The organism is Trichococcus sp. TS_SC_9, from assembly GCF_056156325.1.
Map to the genome: position 1 here is coordinate 2,040,442 of NZ_CM149591.1, position 21,643 is coordinate 2,062,084.

The 21,643-nt window shown below is 47.5% G+C and carries 18 protein-coding genes and 1 other RNA gene; 16 read left to right on the plus strand and 3 right to left on the minus strand.

From position 1 onward, the window contains the following. The first annotated feature begins 21 nt into the window (after positions 1-21). The 3 genes from AC0J5I_RS09845 (at position 22) to carB (ending at position 5,376) form a co-directional block, all read left to right on the plus strand. Positions 22-747, plus strand: coding sequence for a histidine phosphatase family protein (locus AC0J5I_RS09845; protein ID WP_475299645.1), 726 nt, complete (start codon positions 22-24; stop codon positions 745-747). A 344-nt stretch (positions 748-1,091) separates the two neighbouring features. After that, on the plus strand, positions 1,092-2,192 hold the full coding sequence (gene carA, locus AC0J5I_RS09850; protein ID WP_475299646.1) for a glutamine-hydrolyzing carbamoyl-phosphate synthase small subunit: 1,101 nt from the start codon (positions 1,092-1,094) through the stop codon (positions 2,190-2,192). After that, positions 2,185-5,376 carry a carbamoyl-phosphate synthase large subunit gene (carB, locus tag AC0J5I_RS09855; RefSeq protein WP_475299647.1) on the plus strand — a complete coding sequence of 1,064 codons (3,192 nt, stop codon included), beginning with the start codon at positions 2,185-2,187 and terminating at the stop codon, positions 5,374-5,376. The genes carA and carB overlap by 8 nt, the downstream gene beginning before the upstream one ends. A gap of 411 nt (positions 5,377-5,787) precedes the next feature. Here carB and ssrA read toward each other — a convergent pair. After that, positions 5,788-6,151, minus strand: a transfer-messenger RNA (tmRNA) gene (gene ssrA / locus AC0J5I_RS09860). 264 nt (positions 6,152-6,415) lie between these two features. Here ssrA and AC0J5I_RS09865 point away from each other — a divergent pair. Beyond that, a complete protein-coding gene (locus tag AC0J5I_RS09865) occupies positions 6,416-7,030 on the plus strand; it encodes a YdhK family protein (RefSeq protein WP_475299648.1) in 615 nt (204 codons plus the stop codon). A 53-nt stretch (positions 7,031-7,083) separates the two neighbouring features. Beyond that, positions 7,084-7,293 (plus strand): hypothetical protein, encoded by a 210-nt coding sequence (locus AC0J5I_RS09870; RefSeq protein WP_475299649.1) that lies wholly within the window; start codon positions 7,084-7,086, stop codon positions 7,291-7,293. Positions 7,294-7,359: 66 nt separating this feature from the next. Here the strand turns inward: AC0J5I_RS09870 and AC0J5I_RS09875 are convergent, their stop codons facing one another. Further along, entirely contained in the window at positions 7,360-8,394 is a 1,035-nt protein-coding gene (locus tag AC0J5I_RS09875; protein WP_475299650.1) for an AraC family transcriptional regulator, read from the minus strand. Between the two features lie 186 nt (positions 8,395-8,580). On the opposite strand from AC0J5I_RS09875, the gene AC0J5I_RS09880 reads away from it, so the two are divergent. From AC0J5I_RS09880 to AC0J5I_RS09905, 6 genes are all read left to right on the plus strand, one after another. After that, positions 8,581-9,921 carry a PTS sugar transporter subunit IIC gene (locus AC0J5I_RS09880; protein WP_475299651.1) on the plus strand — a complete coding sequence of 447 codons (1,341 nt, stop codon included), beginning with the start codon at positions 8,581-8,583 and terminating at the stop codon, positions 9,919-9,921. Continuing rightward, entirely contained in the window at positions 9,922-12,336 is a 2,415-nt protein-coding gene (locus AC0J5I_RS09885; RefSeq protein WP_475299652.1) for an alpha-L-rhamnosidase-related protein, read from the plus strand. Positions 12,337-12,392: 56 nt separating this feature from the next. Further along, the gene (locus AC0J5I_RS09890) at positions 12,393-14,138 is read left to right on the plus strand and encodes a CE1 family esterase (RefSeq protein WP_475299653.1); all 1,746 of its coding nucleotides are present in this window, start codon (positions 12,393-12,395) and stop codon (positions 14,136-14,138) included. Positions 14,139-14,395: 257 nt separating this feature from the next. Beyond that, positions 14,396-14,596 (plus strand): hypothetical protein, encoded by a 201-nt coding sequence (locus AC0J5I_RS09895; protein WP_424199080.1) that lies wholly within the window; start codon positions 14,396-14,398, stop codon positions 14,594-14,596. 216 nt (positions 14,597-14,812) lie between these two features. Then, a complete protein-coding gene (locus tag AC0J5I_RS09900; RefSeq protein ID WP_086629031.1) occupies positions 14,813-15,013 on the plus strand; it encodes a cold-shock protein in 201 nt (66 codons plus the stop codon). A 265-nt stretch (positions 15,014-15,278) separates the two neighbouring features. After that, complete coding sequence (locus tag AC0J5I_RS09905) at positions 15,279-15,479, plus strand: cold-shock protein (RefSeq protein WP_086629034.1); 201 nt, start codon at positions 15,279-15,281, stop codon at positions 15,477-15,479. 257 nt (positions 15,480-15,736) lie between these two features. Here AC0J5I_RS09905 and AC0J5I_RS09910 read toward each other — a convergent pair whose 3' ends face one another. Further along, complete coding sequence (locus tag AC0J5I_RS09910) at positions 15,737-16,339, minus strand: hypothetical protein (protein ID WP_475299654.1); 603 nt, start codon at positions 16,337-16,339, stop codon at positions 15,737-15,739. A 229-nt stretch (positions 16,340-16,568) separates the two neighbouring features. Between AC0J5I_RS09910 and AC0J5I_RS09915 the strand changes: the two genes are divergently transcribed. The 5 genes from AC0J5I_RS09915 to scfB all read left to right on the plus strand — a co-directional run bounded on the left by AC0J5I_RS09915 (position 16,569) and on the right by scfB (position 21,566). Next, positions 16,569-17,420, plus strand: coding sequence for an SMP-30/gluconolactonase/LRE family protein (locus tag AC0J5I_RS09915; RefSeq protein WP_475299655.1), 852 nt, complete (start codon positions 16,569-16,571; stop codon positions 17,418-17,420). Positions 17,421-17,522: 102 nt separating this feature from the next. Then, positions 17,523-18,089, plus strand: a complete 567-nt coding sequence (locus tag AC0J5I_RS09920) for an NADPH-dependent FMN reductase (RefSeq protein WP_475299656.1) — start codon at positions 17,523-17,525, stop codon at positions 18,087-18,089. 205 nt (positions 18,090-18,294) lie between these two features. Continuing rightward, on the plus strand, positions 18,295-19,767 hold the full coding sequence (locus AC0J5I_RS09925) for an aminotransferase class I/II-fold pyridoxal phosphate-dependent enzyme (RefSeq protein ID WP_475299657.1): 1,473 nt from the start codon (positions 18,295-18,297) through the stop codon (positions 19,765-19,767). Between the two features lie 170 nt (positions 19,768-19,937). Next, positions 19,938-20,093, plus strand: a complete 156-nt coding sequence (gene scfA / locus AC0J5I_RS09930) for a six-cysteine ranthipeptide SCIFF (RefSeq protein ID WP_084253821.1) — start codon at positions 19,938-19,940, stop codon at positions 20,091-20,093. Positions 20,094-20,162: 69 nt separating this feature from the next. Then, the gene (gene scfB, locus AC0J5I_RS09935; protein ID WP_475299658.1) at positions 20,163-21,566 is read left to right on the plus strand and encodes a thioether cross-link-forming SCIFF peptide maturase; all 1,404 of its coding nucleotides are present in this window, start codon (positions 20,163-20,165) and stop codon (positions 21,564-21,566) included. Positions 21,567-21,643: the final 77 nt, after the last annotated feature.

Genomic DNA, 21,643 nt, shown 5'->3' on the forward strand with positions numbered 1-21,643 from the left:
AAGGGAGTAACGTTTTATTTTATGCGACACGGAGAAACTTATCTTAATAAATACAATCGGATGCAAGGCTGGTCCGACACACCATTGACGCCCAGAGGCAGACGCGATGTCATGAGAAGCGGAGCAGGCTTGGGCGATGTCAAATTTGATGCGGTCTACTGCAGCGACTTGAGACGGACCTTTGAAACTGCACAGATCATTTTAAAAGAAAACCAGCATGCCGATCACTTGAAAGTAGTAGCGATGCCCGAATTCAGGGAGATATTCTTTGGCTCTTTTGAAGGACTGGATGCGAGTGAAACCTGGGGAAACCTGAATAAATTCCTGGGAAGCGCGAATGGTGAGCCGAATTATGATGCCCACCGCTCGGTCATCGAAGAGCTGAACGGATTGAAAGAAATGGATCCTTACCACGAAGCAGAAGATTACATGACTTTCTGGCTGCGCGTCGAACGCGGCTTGATCAAACTGATCAGCGAGCACCGCGATTCCGAAAGAAACATTCTGATTGTTTCCCACGGGATGACGATCCGGAACATGATCCATGCCGTCATTCCTGATTTCTCGATTGACCGCCATCTGGATAATGCCAGCATTTCGGTTGTCCGCTATGAGGATGGCTTCTATCACTTGGATCTTTACAACGGCACCGACCATTTTGTCGATGACTTCACACCTGGCGATGAGCAGGAGCCGGAAGTCCATAAAGTGACACCTGCCGATAAAGTCGAGGAAGATGTCAAATAAATATTACACAGTACCCTTGGAACAAAATCCTTTGTTTCCAAGGGTTTTTCTGTATTTTAGAGTCAGGAACAATTAAAAATCACATCTTTTTTTCATTTTTTGGAAATATCAATTGAAAATTCCGTTCGGATAGTCTAAAATTAACGTAATCCACAATACTGTACGGGATACAGCGTGGCTAGAACGTCTTTAAATTAGCACAGAGAGGCTAACAAGGCATGTGAAACGATTAATGTAAACAACCGTTGAAACACGCCCAATAATAGGTGTGTTTTTTTTACATTTTCCTATTTTTCATGCAAGTGAGGTACGTACCTTGTCAATCAGAAATCAGGAGGAACAACATGAAACAACGTAGATTTTTAGTTTTAGAAGATGGCAGCTGCTATCCAGGATATGCTTTCGGATCAGAAAAGGATGCAATCGGAGAGATCGTATTCAACACAGGGATGACAGGTTACCAAGAAACTTTGTCAGATCCTTCCTACACAGGCCAAATCATCACTTTCACGTATCCGTTGATCGGCAACTACGGCATCAACATAGACGATTATGAAGGTGTGCTTCCGGGCTTGAAAGGGATGGTCGTGCATGAAGTGGCGGAACATCCAAGCAACTTCCGCTCCACCAAAACATTGGATGAAGCTTTGAAGGACTTTGATGTACCAGGAATCTACGGCGTGGACACACGCAGCATCACCAAAAAAATCCGTAACGCCGGCGTTATGCGCGGTACAATGGTAAAAAATGCGGACAACTTGGATGCGATTGTTGCATCATTGAAAGCCTACGAATTGCCGGTTGACGAAATCCAATTGAATTCAACAAAAGAAATCAAAAAATTTGCGGGTGAAGGCCCACGCGTTGTCTTGCTTGACTTCGGCTTCAAAGACAATATCCTTGCAGAATTATTGAAAAGAGGCTGCGAAGTCATTCTGGCTCCTTGGAACACAAGCGCAGACGAAATTTTAGCTTTCAACCCGGACGGCATCATGTTAAGCAACGGACCTGGAGATCCCACATCGGTTCCGGAAGCGATCGAAACGATCAAGCAATTGATTGCGCAGGAAAATCTGCCGATGTTCGGTATTTGCCTAGGCCACCAGTTGATCTCATTAGCCGGTGGTGCGACAACCTACAAAATGAAATTCGGTCACCGCGGCGCAAATCATCCGGTAAAAGATCTTGCAACCGGAAAAATCAGCCTGACGAGCCAAAATCATGGCTATGCCGTGAATGAAGACAGCCTGAGCCAAACCGACTTGGTCGCAACTCACCGCGCCCTGAATGACGGCACGAACGAAGGCGTCAAACACAAAACCAAACCGGTCTTTTCGGTTCAATACCATCCGGAAGCAGCTCCGGGACCGCACGATGCAAATTACTTGTTCGATCATTTTGTAGATATTATGAAAGCAGTCCAAGGAGGAAAACAACATGCCTAAACGTACCGACATTCAATCCATTTTAGTAATCGGCTCAGGCCCCATCATCATCGGCCAAGCCGCTGAATTTGACTATGCCGGAACGCAAGCATGCTTGGCTTTAAGAGAAGAAGGATACAAAGTCATTTTGGTCAACTCCAACCCTGCTACAATCATGACGGACGTTGAAATCGCTGATAAAGTCTACATGGAGCCACTAACTGTAGAGTTCATCACGAACATCATCCGCAAAGAGCGCCCGGATGCCCTCTTGCCGACCTTAGGCGGCCAAACCGGTTTGAACATGGCTGTAGAATTGGATAAAGCAGGCGTATTGGAAGAATTCAATGTCGAATTGTTGGGAACAAAATTGAGTTCCATCCAACAAGCCGAAGACCGTGATTTGTTCCGTCAATTGATGGCGGAATTGAATCAACCGGTTCCTGAGAGCGACATCGTCCATAATGTGGACGAAGCACTTCGCTTCGCTGCCGAAATTGGCTATCCCCTGATTGTCCGTCCGGCCTTCACAATGGGCGGCACCGGCGGCGGCATCTGTCACAATGAAGCTGACCTACGCGAAATCGTCGCCAACGGCTTGCGCTACTCACCAGTGACGCAATGTTTGTTGGAGAAATCGATCGCCGGCTTCAAGGAAATCGAGTACGAAGTGATGCGCGACAGCAACGACAACGCCATTGTTGTCTGCAACATGGAAAACATCGATCCGGTCGGCGTCCACACAGGCGATTCCATCGTCGTGGCGCCTTCCCAAACCTTATCCGATAAAGAATACCAAATGCTGCGTGATGTCTCCCTGCAGATCATCCGCGCCCTGAAAATCGAAGGCGGCTGCAATGTCCAGCTGGCATTGGATCCGTACTCGTTTGACTACTACATCATCGAAGTGAACCCGCGCGTCAGCCGTTCTTCGGCTTTGGCGAGTAAAGCGACCGGCTACCCGATTGCGAAGATGGCAGCGAAAATCGCTGTCGGCCTGACTTTGGATGAAATGAAAAACCCGGTCACCGGTACATCCTATGCGGCTTTTGAACCGGCTTTGGACTATATCGTATCCAAAATCCCGCGTTTCCCGTTCGATAAATTTGAAAAGGGCGATCGCACCCTCGGCACACAGATGAAAGCCACCGGCGAAGTCATGGCCATGGGCCATACATTCGAGGAATCGATGCTGAAAGCCGTCCGTTCTTTGGAATACGGCGTCAATCATCTGGCATTGCCGAAAGACCAAGGCCAGACCGTTACGATGGCAGAAATCGAACAGAACATCCGAGTCGCTTGCGACGAACGTCTTTTCTATCTGGGAGAAGCATTGCGCCGCGGCGTGACACCGGAAACGATCCACGAATGGAGCGAAATCGACTACTTCTTCCTTTACAAATTCAAGCACATCATCGACTTGGAGAAGGAAGTGGCGGCAGCCGAACCAAAAGACCTCGAGATCCTGCGCGAAGCGAAGAAATACGGCTTCAGCGACGAAATCATCGCGGAATTATGGGGCCTGGCTTCAGAAGACATCTACGCGTTGCGCAAAGCCAACGGCATCGTCCCTGTCTTCAAAATGGTGGATACGTGTGCAGGCGAATTCGAATCCTTCACACCGTACTTCTACAGCACGTATGAGATGGAACAGGAATCGTTCCCGAGTGACCGCGAAAAAGTCATCGTCTTGGGCTCCGGTCCAATCCGTATCGGCCAAGGGGTCGAGTTCGACTACGCAACCGTGCACGCTGTCTGGGCAATCCAGGAAGCCGGCTATGAAGCGATCGTCGTCAACAACAACCCAGAAACCGTTTCGACGGACTTCTCGATCTCCGACAAGCTGTATTTCGAACCATTGACTGAAGAAGACGTGATGGCCATCATCGACTTGGAACAACCGTTGGGTGTTGTTGTGCAGTTCGGTGGCCAAACGGCCATCAACCTGGCCGACAAATTGGTGAAACACGGCGTTAAGATCCTGGGCACGAGCCTGGAAGATCTGGACCGCGCCGAAGACCGCAAACTGTTCGAACAGTTGTTGCGCGACTTGGATATCCCGCAAGCACCCGGCAAGACGGCCGTGACCGTTGAAGAAGCGGTCGCAGTTGCCAACGAAATCGGTTATCCGGTCTTGGTGCGTCCGTCCTACGTATTGGGCGGCCGGGCGATGCAGATCGTCTACAACCAAGCCGACCTTGAGAAATACATGCGCGAAGCGGTCGTGGCCAGTCCGGAACGTCCGGTCCTCGTCGATCATTACCTGATCGGACAAGAATTGGAAGTCGATGCGATCTGCGATGGCGAAACCGTCCTGATCCCGGGCATCATGGAACACATCGAACGTGCCGGAGTCCACTCGGGCGACTCGATCGCTGTTTACCCACCGCAAAACCTGTCACCTGAATTGATCCAGACGATCGAAGATTACACGATCCGCGTGGCGCAAGGTTTGAACACCATCGGTTTGGTGAACATCCAGTTCGTCATCAGCGAAGGCGTTGTCTACATCATCGAAGTGAATCCGCGCGCGAGCCGGACGATTCCGTTCCTGAGCAAGGTAACCGGCATTCCGATGGCGAAGTTGGCCACAAAAGGGATACTAGGACTGAAACTGAAGGATATGGGTTACAAGACAGGTCTGGTTCCGTCGAAATCGGGCGTATACGTGAAAATGCCAGTCTTCAGTTTCAGCAAACTGAAGAAAGTCGACACGGTTCTGGGACCGGAAATGAAGTCCACCGGAGAAATCATCGGTAAAGATGTCAACTTGCCGAAAGCTTTGTATAAAGGCTTTATCGCATCCGGCGTGAATGTGCCTGACTATGGTACAGCTTTGATGACGGTATCGGATAAAGACAAAGAAGAAATCATCCCATTGGCGAAACGCTTGATTTCGTTAGGCTACCACATCGTTGCTACGACAGGTACCGGCAAAGCGTTGGAAGCAGAAGGAATCAAAGTCGACGTCATTGAGAAAATCAATGAAAACAGCAACGACATTCTTGACGCCATCCGCGACGGCCGCATCAACCTGGTCGTCAATACGATGACGGAAGGCAAAACGAGCGAGACCGACGGATTCCTGATCCGCCGTGAAGCAGTCGAAAACAACATCCCATGTTTGACCTCGTTGGATACAGCAGAAGCGTTGCTGCAAGCGATGGAAACCATCCATTTCCAATTGGAAGACATGAGTAAATAAGCGATCAAATCAGTAAGCGGAAAAGAGAAGGGGGTGCCTCGTTGGGGCAGCCGCTTCTCTTTTCTTTTGTTTATTTGTGTCGGTCGTTAGGCCAGGAGGGTAACATAAACAACCGAGACAAGACGAATGTGTCAACCGTTAGCTCGACCCGGATACAGGAAAAGTCAAGACAAAGTGATTGTGTCGACTGTTCGACGCAGGGTGTGACTCAAACAGTCGAGACATGGCGCGGATGTCGGTCGATAGACCAGAATGGTAACCTAAACAGTCGAGACCTTAGCTCGATAAGCTAGAGGCCGCTCCCGCCCTAAAGCCAACCAACCTGCTGAACGACAAAAAAACACCCCACAGAATGTCGAATGAATCGCTTCATATCGGTATTTCTGTGGGGTGTCGCTTCATACTAGTGTAGTATGGAGACGACGGGAGTCGAACCCGTGTCCAAGCATATCGGCACTTTCAAGTCTACGCTCATAGTTAAACTATTGGAATTCGCCTTGAACTAGCCGTTTAACAGGCATTATTGTTGGCTAATCTGATTGTTCTCTTCTGATTCCTCCAGATGGAAGGTCACAGCGTATCCCACATCATTGAGACCCTGATCTGAGTACATGGGCGATACCAGGAGGATCTTAGCTAGCTACAATTAAGCAGCGAAAGCTAAAGTGTTGTTTTGTGTTTTGTCAGTTGTTTTAACTGTAACGTTTTAGCGTAGACGTAACCTACGGAGCGCATCAAAAGCTCGACCTATACCTGTCGAATCCGTAACGTCCCCGTAATGGGAATGCACAGAGTTATCTTGCATTTCATATTATACGGCATCCATTCCAAAAAGCAAGGATTATGCACAAAATATTTTGGCAGTGTGCCGCAAACTAAAAAGAATCTCAAAGCTGTGCCGACCCGGAGCGAAGGGGTTTTGGATCTTAATGTGTATCATATCGGTTTTTCTGAAAGGGCTATCCTTTGAAATGCGCAATCACTTTCAGTACACTGTAAGTAAGTGACAAGCACCACCATTAAGAAAGGATGGATAGAAATGAGACAAAGAAAAATGTTGATGAGTTTTTTCAGTCTATCGGCTATTGTATTATTGGCCGCTTGTTCAACGGACACGAGCACGGAGGAAGTCTCTGTCGGATCAGAAAGTATTTCGATGGGGAGCATGGTTGCGGAGTCTTCCGACAGCAGTTCAGAAGGCATGGGGGATATGGTCCACGACGATTCGGGTGTAATTCCGGAAGGATTGATGGAAGCTGAAAATCCTACTTATAAAGTTGGTGATTCCGTCATCATGCAGGCAGGGCATATGGAAGGAATGGACGGTGCAAAAGCCACAATCGTTGGAGCCTTCGACACGATTGTTTACGAAGTTTCTTATGACCCAACCAATGGAGATCCAAGAGTGGAGAACCACCAATGGGTTATCCAAGAAGAAATCATGGATGCCGGTACCGAGCCGTTCACCGTCGGCAGTGAAGTGATGCTGGATGCTGAGCACACGGAAGGCATGAATGGCGCGACCGCCATCATCGAAGCTGCTGAAACGACTACAGTCTATATGGTGGATTATACAGATACGGTCACTGGGAAAACGATTAATAACCACAAGTGGGTGTCCGAGATGGAACTTGAGCCGATTGAAGAGCCCTAACAGCAGATCGAGCATACAGAAGTATTCCTGTACGCTAGAAAGGACTGGTCACTATGAAATTCGGCATGCGCAAACTTAGCCTGAAACGTTCATTTAAGGCTAGGACAACCGGAAAGGTGAAGCGGGCGATCAAGCGGAAAACAAATCCGTTCTACGGTGAAAAAGGCATGGGCCTGATCCGGGATGCCAAAAGGACTGCCTATAACCGAATATACAAAAAAGCCACGTTCTCGATTCGGGATTTGTTCAAGAAAAGAAAATAAGTCAATAAGAATGAAGACCGCCTCCTTACTGGGAGCGCGGTTATTTTTTTGTCGGAAAAAGCAGCATCAATTTGAACTCATCCGGTATTCATGCGGCGTCATATCATAGGCTTTTTTGAATTTCTGGTAAAAGAAAGTGACGTTTCTGTAACCGATCTGTTCGCTGATGGTTTCGATTGGGGTGTCGGTGTTCTTCAGAAGGATGCAGGCGTTGTTGAGACGCAGCTCCTGTACCAGCGCGACATAGGTCTTTCCGGTCTGGCTCTTGATGAATCGGCTCAGATAACTTGGATTGAACTTGAAAGTATCGGCAATTTGCTGCAGGCTACAGTCCTGATAATTCTTTTCGATGAAGAGCAGAATGTCGCCGATGTAGGAATGATCCGCCTTGCGATGTTCGCTGGATTGTTTCTGCTGGAAAGCCTTCAGTAGCTCGGAAAAGAGGATGATCATGTAGGCGTCGGTCACATCTTTTGAATAGGATGACGGTTCATAGTAATTGACGAGCATCCCCTCGATGGCATCGATCAAGAATTCGCTGTTTGTTGTGTTGAAAAGAAGGTAGCGGTCATGCTTCTGTGTTTGGGAGAGGGCGTTGACGGCAAACTGAGTGATGATGCTGTTTGAGGCCAGCCGGCTCAGCATGTGGGTAGAGAAGTACTCCTTCCTCATCAAGAAGTTGATCAAAATATCGTTTTCGCCCGTAGCTAGGATCCGATGGCAAACGCCGGTGTCCAGGATGCAAAAATCCCCCTCTTTTAATGAAATTTCTGTCCCATCGATTATAATATCTATATTGCCTGAATAGACATAGTTCATTTCAATGAAATCATGGACGTGGAGAGGCGTATAGGAGTAGCGTGCATGTTTCAGTATCAATAGCTGACTGCCTTCGATAAAACCGGCGCGTTCTTTCTGTCGCTCTTCGGCACTTTTTAGGATTTTTTCAAACGTATAACGGTATACGCGTTCAGCATCCTCGTTCAGATAGGAATCAAAATTTTCGAAGAAGTCCGATGGCGGACCGTCTGCATTCTGAAGATAAAGTTTCTCTGTCACTGTATGGGTGAATAGTTTTTCGCGAATCTGTGCTTTATCCATGGAATCTCCTTCAGGTAAGAAATGGTCAATCATCTCGTAAGAATATGATATTAATAAATTACGGTCTATCCGTTAAGATGTACTTGTTAGCGATACCATAATGATAATCCGGATGATAAATTTAGTCAATATGATTCGTCTGACATTGTTCTTTGCACAGAAGTATCAAATATAGGAGGAAAATTCATGAATACTGAAAAAATGTCCCTCAGCGACAAGATTCAAAACACAGTTGGACCTTTCGCCACCAAGGTGAACAATAACATTTACCTGACTTCCGTCAGAGATGCCATGCTGGCATACATGCCCTTTACTTTTATCGCTTCGATCTTTTTGATCATCGCCTTTTTCCCTATTACCCAGGTTACTGACTTTATAACGATGATTTTAGGCACAGAAAATGCATTTGTGTGGCAATCGAAATTATTATACGTGAACAGTGCAACCTTGGCGGTAGGCGGCTTGATTGTCGTCATTTCCATGGCGAAATCTTTGGCGGATAAGCTGGAAACCAACGTGCTGCAATGCATCATTACCGCTGTCGTTTCCTTCCTTTTGCTGACGCCGCTGGATAACATCGAAGGCGTCGATTTTCTGAACATCACAAAAATCAGCGCACAATCGATGTTCCTGTCCATCTTGGTCGGCATGTTCAGCACCATCATCTACAAAAAAATTGAAGAAAGAGGAATCAAAATCAAACTGCCTGAATCAGTACCACCTGCAGTTGCCGGACCATTCGAATCGGTCATCCCTTCCTTCATCGTCGTGACTATCTTCTTCATCATCCGCTTGGTCATCGAGTTGTTACTGAAGAGTGACGCTTTGACATTGATCAACGGCACATTAGGAAAACCATTGACTTACCTAGGCGGCTCAATCGGTGGCTTGGTCGTCGTCAAAATTTTTGAACAATTCCTGTGGTTTTTCGGCCTGCACGGCGGCTCGATCATCCAAGCCGTAATGGATCCCATCCACCAAGTTTTGGAAGATCAGAACAAAGTTGCATCGTTGGCAGGCGCCATTCCTCCGAACATCATCAGCATGAGCTTCCGTAATCATTTCGCATCGATCGGTGTCGTTGGTGCCGTCATCGCGATCCTGATCGTAGCCAAGAGCAGACAGTACAAAGAAGTCGGCAAAATCTCAAGCGTCCCTTACATGTTCAATATCGGCGAACCAGCATTGTTCGGTATCCCGTTGATGCTGAATTTCTTGTACTTCATCCCGTTCATCTTCTCGAATGCCATTTCGACTATCGTCGCTTATTTCGTCTTCGCGATGGGACTTGTGCCGCTTCCGACAGGATTGGCGCAGATTCCATGGACAACGCCACCAATCATCAGCGGCTATTTCGTCACCGGCAGCATCAGAGGTTCACTCCTTCAGATTGCCCTGATCGCAATCACGACAGTTGTTTGGATTCCTTTCGTTCGGATGGCCGACAAGCAACTGTACAAAGAGGAAAAAGAAATGGACAGCACAGGTTCGGATTCGGTTATCCAGGAAGCTGAAGGAATCCGTTAAATGACTGCAACGGATCAGCTGACGATAAACGGGAGGGTCCAACCTTTGAGCGTCAGCTTGGGTCAGGCCAGCTGGATCACGCGGTTGGACAATCCGCTTGAAAAAGAAGCAGATTTTTTGAATGAACGGCCCAACATCATCCTGGAAAAGGAATTCGATGTCTCCGATGAAATTGAGGAGGCTGCAATCGATATCTGCGGCTTGGGGTATTACACCTTGTACGTGAACGGGCATCGTATGGGCGATTCCTACCTGAACAACGATGTGACGAATTACGACAAAACAGTCTATTACGACACCTATGACATCAGAAAAATTTTGAAGCAGGGCAGCAACAAGCTGTCGGTGGAATTGGCGAACGGTTGGTACAATGCAGCTCCCATCACCATTTTGGGAAAATACAATGTGCGCAAGCAGCTCGCTGTCGGAAAACCTTGCCTGATCAGTCAACTGACGATCACGACTGCTGCAAATGAAAAAATCGTGATCAACTCGGATTCGAGCTGGGAAAGCAAACAAGGCAACTATCTGTTCAATAATCTGTACATCGGGGAAGTCGTGACGGATGCTGGTCCGGAGGCAGCCACAATACAGAAGACGGTAAAAATAGCTGGACCGGCTGGCAGCTTGACGCCCAGTTTCATCCCCAAAATCAAGAGGCAGAAGCATTACCTGCCTGCCTTGGTGGCGAACCATTATGCAAATGGAGGCATCCTGATCGATTTCGGGACAATCCTATCCGGTCATTTCCTTTGCGACATCGTCGCCGATTTTATGGGACAGGTCACGTTCCTGTACGCCGAGGAACTGAACGCTGACGGAACCATTAGTTTTGATTCCAGCATCAGCGGAACCTACGGCGTGACGGATGAAGAGCACGGCATAAATTCGGGTGACCCGATCATCCAGAAGGATGTCATCAAAAAAACTGAAAAAGAGATTTACCGTTTTGAAAATCAGTACTGTTACCACTCCTTCCGCTATGTGCTGGTGAAGGCAGATCCGCAAACAGATTTGGTGGAGAAGCTGATTTCGAACATCCAGGCTTACAGCGTGTACACAGACCTCGCGTCAGTGAGCCGGTTCGGATCGACTTCAGAAGAGTTGAATCGTCTGTGGGAAGCAGCACGGAACACCCGCTTGAACAACATCCATTCCTACTTCGAGGACTGCACAAGGGAACGTTTCGGCTATGGAGGCGATATCGTGTCATTGGTGGATTCCCATCTTTACAGCCACGATATGCATAACCTTTTGAAGAAAGTCTTTATGGATTTCGCTTATGATCAGACACCGGAAGGCGGCATTCCGCAGACAGCCCCTTACGTCGGCATCATGACGAACGGGACTTCCAACGGGGCGGGTTCCTTGGGCTGGCAATTGGTTTTCCCTGTGCTTGCTGCAAGAATCGAGCAGCATTACCAGGATACCGCCTTTGTGCACGAGCATCTGCCTGAATTGGTTAAGCATTTGAATTATCTGCTGGCTTTCGATTTCGACTATATCCGTTACTGTTGCCTCGGCGACTGGGGATCTGTCGATGCCGGCGTCCTGAATAAGCGCATCGTCTCGCCGGATCAGGAGTTCTGTTCGGCCAGCATGTATCTGATCCTTTTGGAGGAGTACAAAGAGTTGTTTGCAGCGCATGAAGTTTCTGAAACGCTGATGGAAACTTTGGAATTGCGCATACTGGAAGCAAGAAGCAGAATTATCGCTCTTTTCCGAAACGAGGACGGCAGTTTTGCCTCTGGGACGCAATCGAGCATTATTTTCGCCTTGAAAGGGCGTCTCTTCAGGGATGACGAGGAACAACGTGCCCTTGAAGCGAAATTGGTCCAGCGCATCCACGATGATGCCGGCGTTTTCCGGTTCGGCATTTTCGGAATGTCGTGGGCTTACACCATACTTTCCGATGTCGGCGAAGACGATTTGATCTACAATTGGCTGTCCCGCCGCCGGGAACCGAATTATCTGAGCATGTTGGCAAACGGTAATCAGACATTGAGTGAATATTTCCCTGTGAAGAACGGAACGAACACGGTGCAAGGATCCTTGAACCACGCGATGTTTTCTTCCTATTCGGTTTGGATGATGGAAAAGCTGGTAGGCATTTCACTCAAAAAAGATTACAGCATCCAATTGGCTCCTTACTTCGCAAAGGATCTAACCGAAGTAAATGGTTCACTCCTCACTGCGAAAGGGGAAATCGAAGCGCAGTGGGAGCGGCTTGATGACAATGGAATCGTATACAGCGTGTCGCTTCCGGAATCGTTGGACTACGATCTTCGTTTAGAGGATACGTATCAAATCATCAACAAAAACATTACAGCCTTGGGAGGGGAACGCCTGACAATCAGGCTGACGCTCCTCCAGACGGCTGATGCTGTAGAAGCAATCGGATGGGGAAATGCATGAGCCTAACCTGTTCCGCTTTGCTTGAATGACCATTTCAAAATAATGGAGGCAAAATAATGAATATCAAAAAAATCGGACAAGCGGCCGTGCTGATGGCTGTGTTGAACCTCGGCGCCTGCGCGTCTCCATCCGAAACGGCGGAATCAGCCGCAAGTTCGCCGGAAACAGGCATCGCCTTGGAAGAGACGGCAACGGATGAAGCGTCACAATTGCATTACTTTGCCTATGATGCCATGAAGGATGGCTACGTAAGCGCACGCTCGGATGTATTGATGCCGACCTTCTATATTTACGCCGGCCAAAAGACCGAAGCGGAAGCAGAAGAACTATTGGACGAAATCGGACTGTTGCCGGATGTCCAGGAATGGGCAGGGCAAGCCTACGTGATCAATCCTCTGAATGAGGGTGGGTATCAAGCGGAGGATGCGGAAGCTTTCATCAAACTGTTGGCGAAAGCGCCAGTGAAGAACGTCAAAGTGATCGCGCTGGATGAAGGTGCGACTTTCGTAAACAACTTTATGGGGGAGGAAAGTTATTCGATCGCAGGGATGATGCTGTACGGCGGTGAGGTAGATGCGGCCAGCACATCGACGACCCCCGTTCCTGTATACCTCAGCAATTCCGAAGAAGCTGTAACGGATTTCTACACTTCAGCGAATGCAGCCGAGGAACAGCTGACAGAGGACGATCTGACCGTTTACCGCAATCAGGATAATGAGTTCCAGCAAGTCGTCGTGAATGCGGAAGAAGAGACCGTGCAGGAAGCCTATGCCAATGCCTGGGAGCGTGTCTTCTCGAAAAATTACCGGATGCATAACGAACTGACGGAATTTTACATGGCTGACGTCAGCAAATATACAGATCCTTACCCGTTTGTTGCGGTTCCGAATTTTGAGGAACTGGGCATCACCTACAATCAGATGATAGCCGAACCCGTCAAGGGGGAAGGCGCGTATTCTTGGTACGAATACATCCCTGAAGCAGCAGTGGAGCAGGAGGATAACACAGTGCCGTTGATTGTAACTCTTCACGGCTTTGCGAACGATCCGAGACTGCAGGGAGACACCAGCGGTTGGACTGAGTTGGCTGCTGAAGAAAATCTGATCGTCGTTTCGCCTGAATGGCAAGACAAAGAAGTGAATTTTGGCGGCATCGAAGGCTTGGGAGAAGAAGGCGTGCTTAATCTGATCGAGGATCTGAAAGTAAAATATCCGCAGATCGATCCTTCGCGGATTTATCTGACCGGTTTGTCGGCAGGCGGATCCAAAGCAACCTTGATGGGCGTCAAATATCCGGGTGTTTTCGCAGCGGTGGCGGCCGTTTCCTCCCCGGGTGTAGACAAGCAAGAGCTGAGCGCAATCGCGGAAACCTATGCAGGTCCCGAAGTGCCGTATCTCTACATCTGCGGCGATCACGATAATTTCCAGATGATCCCTGTGGACGGTTCCGGACAATTCGGTACCCCCGGCATTTTCCAGAATGACCCGAATGTCGATATGTTCCCGTTCATCCAAGCTTATCAAAAAATCAACCAGCTGGATGTAACTCCGCAATACGACATGTCGTTGAATGAATTCTACGGCGTGGCGTTGGATAATCAGGAATGGACGGCACTCGGCGACAAGCAAATGCTGGTCGGAACAGCCTCTAATGCAAACGGCGTGGTCATGAAATTAGCTGCCGTTAAAGACTTGGCGCATTGGAATTACAAGCCGGAAGCCACATTTATCTGGGATTTCTTCCAGAGTTATCAGAGAAATACCGAGAATGGTGAACTGATCATCGACAGCTCTGAAGAATGATCGACTGAAATACCACTATCAGTGATGATAATTGAAAACCAATAGGGAAACCTTTGAAGGATGAGTTGAAGATGCACTCCCTTCAAAGGTTTTTGTCATATTTAAATGAAAATAATCGAATATATTGCTGCTTCAGACATAAAATTCTGTATATATTTTGAAAAGAAGGGTATAATGAAAGCGTTACCTGATCAATGCGGAAGTAACATTACCTTATCCGATCGTTCAGGCTTACAACGACATAGGAGGCGGTTGCGATGACAATGAAGAAATTCCAAGTGGAGCTACCCGAAGACATGCTTGAAAAAATGAGAAAAGGGTATGCCGCTAAAAGAAGACAGGGCGGATACGATGTAAAAGATATCAGCGATGAAGACTTGGCTGAATATTTCATGAGTATGGGCTTAAATTATGTCGATAGAAAAATATCCGAAATTCTTGATAAAGAAAAAAAATAAAGAAAAAGAGAGAAGCAATCCCGCAAAGGTTGCTTCTCTTTATTTAATTTGTAGTCACAAGAAAAGAGGATAGGGCTTGCACAACCCAAAAATCCATGGTACAATGACTTTAACATTTTGTGAAGCGCAGAAAAGAATTGTTTCAAAACATTCCGATTCGTAACGTTAGCAACAATGTATCATAAAGTGCAAAACGCACGAGGAGGATTTTCAATTATGGAACAAGGTACAGTAAAATGGTTTAACGCAGAAAAAGGTTTTGGTTTTATCGAACGCGAAAACGGAGACGATGTATTCGTACATTTCTCAGCTATCCAATCTGAAGGTTTCAAATCTTTAGAAGAAGGACAAGCAGTAACTTTCAGCGTCGAAGAAGGTAACCGTGGACCTCAAGCAACAAACGTTACTAAAGCTTAATTCAAATTAAACTTATAGGAACCTGATCTTCGGATCAGGTTCTTTTTTTGACGAAAAATTGTAGAATGGCGCACGGAAAAAAAAGAATTGTATCAGTATTGCGAATTTATTTGCCATTTCGATTTGCATTATTGAATAAAGCATGATACAATGAATTTAACATTTTGTTGGGTTAGAGAAACGAATTGCATTACGAAAATTCCGATCCGTAGCGTTAGCAACAATGTATGATATATGTGCAATAGCACGAGGAGGATTTTCAATTATGGAACAAGGTACAGTAAAATGGTTTAACGCAGACAAAGGTTTTGGCTTCATCGAACGCGAAAACGGAGACGATGTATTCGTACATTTCTCAGCTATCCAATCTGAAGGTTTCAAATCTTTAGAAGAAGGACAAGCAGTAACTTTCAGCGTCGAAGAAGGTAACCGTGGACCTCAAGCAACAAACGTAAACAAAGCTTAATTCAAAATTAAACTTATAGGAACCTGGTCTTTGGATCAGGTTCTTTTTTTTCGGTATTTTTCGTCATCCCAGCTCCGGTTGGACAGCTTTTATTGGAGCAGCAACGATAATCAGGTATCGGATCTCCGGTCTAGCTGCGTTGGCCAGAGATTCGAACCCATTCAGCCAGCTCTCCTCCGATGAAGCAACTCCTCAGCGGAGCAACGCATACAAAAAAGCATCCAGAATTCAAAATCTGAATGCTTTTTTGTGTTCCATCAATATTTCTTCTTGGGATGGCGGTCTACGACTTCCGGATATTTTGAAAGAATCGCTTCGCCTTCCGGAGTGATGCGGTATCCCCTCAGCGCGAACTGTGATGCCAGTTGTTCTTCGCTCAATTCCTCTTTCGCGAGCTCCATCAACTCCGGTTTCTTCATTTTGGAATAGCCAGCCACTTCGTAATATTTCAGAATGGCTTTCAGGCTGGCTGCGTTCAAGTGATCCAGTGAATCGGTTGCCGAGAGCTCCACCGCATAGCCTTTTTCAATCACCTTATCCAACGCTTGAGGGCCATTGATGCCGTAGTTGTATTCGAAATATTTCGGATAACCGCTCTCGTTCGTGAACGTACCGAATTGGATGCGCCACAACAGGATCAGATGCCCCGGCAGGATATCTTCCTCGAAACGGATCATGTTGCGTTTGGGTACGAGCTGTTCCGAACCTATCCGGACGGCGTTCAGCCAACCCACCTTATCGCGTTTTTTGGAAATGTAAGGCACTTCCGGATAATCCTGATAAAGCGCGAAAATATCCTGCACCGTTTGATTCTGCAAGTCCAAGTGGCTGTTTTGTTTTTCAATGTTGTTTGTGTTCATAGAAATCCTCCTGACTAATTCTGGGAATGACTTTTCGACCTTATTTATACAGACATTATAACATCCTTTCTGTTTGGACGAAGAATCATACACATCGACCAAATGACGATTGGGTTAATATAAGAAAGTTGTAAAAAGACAGCATCTGCAAAATCGTATTAATTGGAATGCGTTTTGTGTTGCTATATACTGAAATTACGAATGGCACACAAAATAGAGGTGTATGAACATGGAAGAAAGAACTAATCAAATCAAGATGCGGAAACCGGAACTGGTTTTCTATGCGGGTTCGACATTGTTGGAAGGGCCGCACTGGGATGCGGAGAACAGCTTGCTTTATTGCGTTTCGATCGAAAACACCATGATCTACGCCATCGACCCGGAAACAGGTGAGGTGCAGACCTACTTGACCGATGGACCGGTCGGTTGCGCAGTGCTCGATCAGGAGGGGATGATTCTGGAAGCCGAAAGGAGCGGTATTTTCCGGATCGATACTCGGACGAAGGAGAAGCAACTGGTGGCCGAGGCTCACAACGACAAACGGATGCGTTACAACGACGGGAAGTTGGATCCGAAAGGCCGTCTGTTTGTCGGGACGATGGGCTATGATGATACCTATGAAGGGGAAGCCGCTTTGTACGCCATCGAAAAGGACGGGACGGTCCGCACGGTTTTGGATGGCCTCACGTTGGCCAACGGTATGGGCTGGTCACCGGATGGAAAGACGCTCTATTTCATCGACACGCCGACCAAAAAAGTTGGCCGTTATGCTTATGACACAAAAACGGGTGAAGCGAGTTTCGAGAAATATGTGGTCGAGATCACCGACGGCAGCAATCCGGACGGCATGTGCGTTGACACGGAAGGTATGATCTGGGTGGCGCAATACGGTGGCGGCAAAGTCTGCAGATGGGACCCGGAGACCGGCAAAAAGCTTGAGGAAATCCTGATGCCGGTGAAGAATGCGACGTCCTGCTGTCTGGGCGGCAAGGATCTGGAGTATCTCTACATCACGACCGCGAAGGACGGCGAAACGGAAGAGGAACTGGCGGGTGGGTTGTTCCGCGTCAAGCTGGGTTAAAAGGCTCTTCCAACTGAAATCAGTAAATTGTATGAGGAAAATATTTATCAGGCTATTGTGAAAGTGTAAGAGGATTCCAAAATAAGAAAGGCGATGATTATTATGGTGAAAAAGATCGGATTCTTAGTTGGTAGCTTGCGGAAAGAGGCTTACAGTAAAAAAGTAGCTGCAGCATTTTCAAAATTATTCCCGGACAGATACGAGGTTTCCTTCATTGAAATCGGCCAATTGCCATTGTACAACCAGGATTTCGATGAAGTGGAAGGAATGCTTCCTGAAGCCTATACTCCGTTCCGTGAAGAAATCAAGAGCTGTGATGCATTCGTGCTAATAACTCCGGAATACAACCGATCCTATCCGGCTGTGTTGAAGAATGCCTTGGATGTTGGTTCCCGTCCTTATGAAGCTAACTTGTGGGATGGCAAGCCCGCTGCTGTCATCAGTAATTCTCCAGGAGTGATAGGTGCTTTTGGTGCGAATCATCACTTAAGACAAGTGCTTGTATTTCTGAATATGGTTCCGCTGCAGCAACCCGAAGCTTACATCGGAAATGTCGATACGATATTTAATGAAGACGGATCCGTAAAGGAAGAGAAGGATACGAAATTTTTCCAATCGATTGTGGATGCCTTTGTTCAATTAGTTGAAAGCACAAAACAATCGAAATAAATAATTGTAGAATAATGCCTTTCCTAACGACAATAAGTCAGGAGGGGCATTTTTTTACGTCTGGACACCAACCGCAAGACACATATTTAAATCACGGATGTCCCAAAACCTACACCAAGGAACGTATCCAAATTTTTTCATCTTTTGACCTTCTCCCTCTGCTATAATGAAAGCAAACATATATCACCAAGAAAAGGACAAACATATGGACAAACATACAACGCAACCTTCTTTGTTGGACAGACTGAAAGCACATGCGGTGTCCGACAGCATCCCCATGCACATGCCGGGGCATAAGCGGAACACTGCGCTGCTCGGCACAGATCTGCCTTACAACATCGACATCACGGAGATAGACGGATTCGACAATCTGCACGGCGCGAGCGGTATCCTCAATGAATATATGGAAGAAATCACAGACTTCTACGGCACAAAGCGCTCATTCTACCTCGTGAACGGCAGCACCTGCGGCATACTGGCGGGAATCCGCGCTGCGACGAGGCGAGGCGGCAAGATTGCGATCGCACGGAATTGCCACAAATCCGTGTATCATGCGATCGAGCTTTTTGGATTGGAGGCCGTCTATCTGATGCCAGAAATGGATGAAGCATTCGGTATCCACGGCGGCATCTCGCCGGCAAGCATCGCGGATACGCTAAAAAAGCATCCGGATGCGCAGCTGGTCGTTTTGACTTCGCCGACGTACGAAGGGGTAGTCAGCGACATCGCGGCGATTGCCGATAACTGTCATGCGCAAGGGATTCCGTTGATGGTCGACGAGGCGCACGGCTCACATTTCAATTATTCGGAACATTTTCCAACCAGTGCAACCGCATTCGGCGCGGACATCGTGATCCAGAGTCTGCACAAGACTTTGCCTTCGTTGACGATGACGTCATTGGCCCATCTGAATGGTGATCTGATCAGCTCGGAAGAAATGGCCCGGCAACTCGCCATCTTCGAAAGCAGCTCACCGTCCTATGTGCTGATGGCTTCGATCGACCGCTGTTTCCGTTTGCTGCGAGATGAAGGGGAGCAGCTATTCGAAAACTACAATCAAAGGTTAACCGACTTCTCGGAAAAAATGGAACAGCTCCAGCATCTCAAGGTGCTGTGCCACGGAAAAGACAGACTTGACGCTCACAAAACATTTTTCGACTTCGACCGAGGCAAAATCCTGATTGCGGCGCAAGGAACTGGATTGACCGGACAGAAACTTTCCGAAATGTTGCGGAGCGAATACCATATCGAAATGGAGATGGCTTACGGCGATCATGCATTGGCGATGACCAGCGTCTGCGATACAGATGCCGCTATGGCAGCTTTTGCTGATGCGCTGTTGGCCATCGACGGCACGCTCGGCTCTGAGGCTAGCGAGCACACCTCGAATGACGTAACTTTAATTTTCGCATTACCCGAAAAGCAATGCGAAATCTGGCAGGCCTTGGAATCAGAAAAAGCTGTGTGTCCGTTGGATCAAGCTGTAGGGCAAACAGCGGCCGAATCCGTCTGGGCTTATCCGCCAGGCATCCCTTTGCTGGTGCCTGGTGAACGGATCAATGACGGGTTTATCCGCCAAATCCATTCGCTATTGGAAAAGGGGACAAAGGTCTACAGCGATGTGGATGGGCTTCCGAAAAATATCCGAATTATGAAGCAAGAAATCCTTGCTCACTAACTTACATTTTGATAGTTATTGGATGAATCACGATTTTTATAAAAACGGTCACTATGCTGATAGGTCGGTAGATTGACGGACTAACAATTTGTTGGTAAAATAATTCACAAAGGAAGCATTTTTCTGTCAAGCAATATGCTTCCTTAACCTATTTCAGAGGAGATGTCGTTATGAAAAGAATCGTAACATTAAGCACCCGCAACCTGAAGGATACTGCCAAACACGGCGGCTGCGGAGCATGCCAAACATCTTGCCAATCCGCATGCAAAACTTCTTGCGGAATCGCTAACCAAAGCTGTGTGAACCCTAGACAAGCAGCGAAGTAAAAAAGAGTCCGCCTGACTGATTTCAGTTGGGCGGCAATTTTATGGACAAAAAAGGAGTTTGAAACCGAAATGATTCATCAATATAAACTGAACGGATACAATATCGTAATGGATACCTACAGCGGTGCCGTCCATGTCGTGGACGACCTTGCCTTCGACATCATCGCGCTGTACGAAGCAACGCCGGTCGAAGAGATTGTTACGATGATGCTGGCACAATATGCGAACGACCCTGAAATCAACGAAATGGAGATCCGCGATACGCTGTCGGATGTCGAAGAATTGAAGGCCAACGGGGAATTGTTCACGGAAGACTTGTACCAAGACCTTTCCATCGATTTGAAAAACCGCCAAACATTCGTGAAAGCTCTTTGCTTGAACGTTGCCCACACTTGCAACCTGACTTGCGATTACTGCTTCGCCAGCCAAGGCAAGTACAATGGCGACAGAGCGATCATGAAATTTGAAGTCGGCAAGCAAGCAATCGATTTTCTGCTTGAGAATTCCGGTTTCCACCGCAATCTGGACGTCGATTTCTTCGGCGGCGAGCCGTTGATGGCTTGGCGCGTCGTGAAACAGATCGTCGAATACGCGCGCAGCAAGGAAGAGGAGTCCAACAAGACTTTCCGTTTCACTTTCACAACAAACGGGATGCTTTTGAACGACGAAATCAATGAATTCCTGAACAAAGAAATGTACAACGTCGTTTTGAGCTTGGACGGACGTAAGGAAATCCATGACCGGCTGCGCCGCACTGTTAACGGAAAAGGCAGCTATGACTACATTTTGCCGAAATTCCAGAAATTTGTGGAAGGGCGCGGCGACAAGGAATACTACGTCCGCGGCACTTACACAGGCAATAACGTCGATTTCACAAACGACATTTTCCACGTGGCTAATCTCGGATTCGACAAACTGTCGATGGAACCGGTTATCTGCGACCCAACCGAACCTTACGCATTGACGGAGGAACATCTTCCGGCATTGTACAGACAGTATGAAATCTTGGCTGAGGAAATGCTGAAGCGCGGCGAAGAGGGCAACGACTTCACTTTCTACCACTACATGCTGGATCTTTCCGAAGGCCCTTGCATCCAGAAACGCATCTCCGGCTGCGGATCAGGAACGGAATACATGGCTGTCACTCCTTGGGGCGAAATATTCCCTTGCCACCAATTCGTTGGTGATGAAGAATTCAGCCTGGGTAATATCTGGGATGGCGTGACCAAACCGGAACTGCAAGGCCAATTCAAGGAAGTCAACTGCTATTCCAAACCGGAATGCCAGGATTGCTGGGCTAAATTGTACTGCAGCGGCGGCTGCCCTGCAAACTCCCTGCATGCGACAGGTTCGTTGAAAGGCAATTATGAATTCAGTTGCGACCTGTTCCGCAAACGCGTGGAATGCTCGATGATGGTGAAAGTCGCGGAATCGATCCGCGAGATGGAAGCCGAAGCGATGGCTGCTGAGTAAGAATTTAACGACATAAAATGAAAGAAGTGCGCGCCGGATTGTTGTCGGCGGGCGCTTCTTTTTGTTGTGGGGATGGG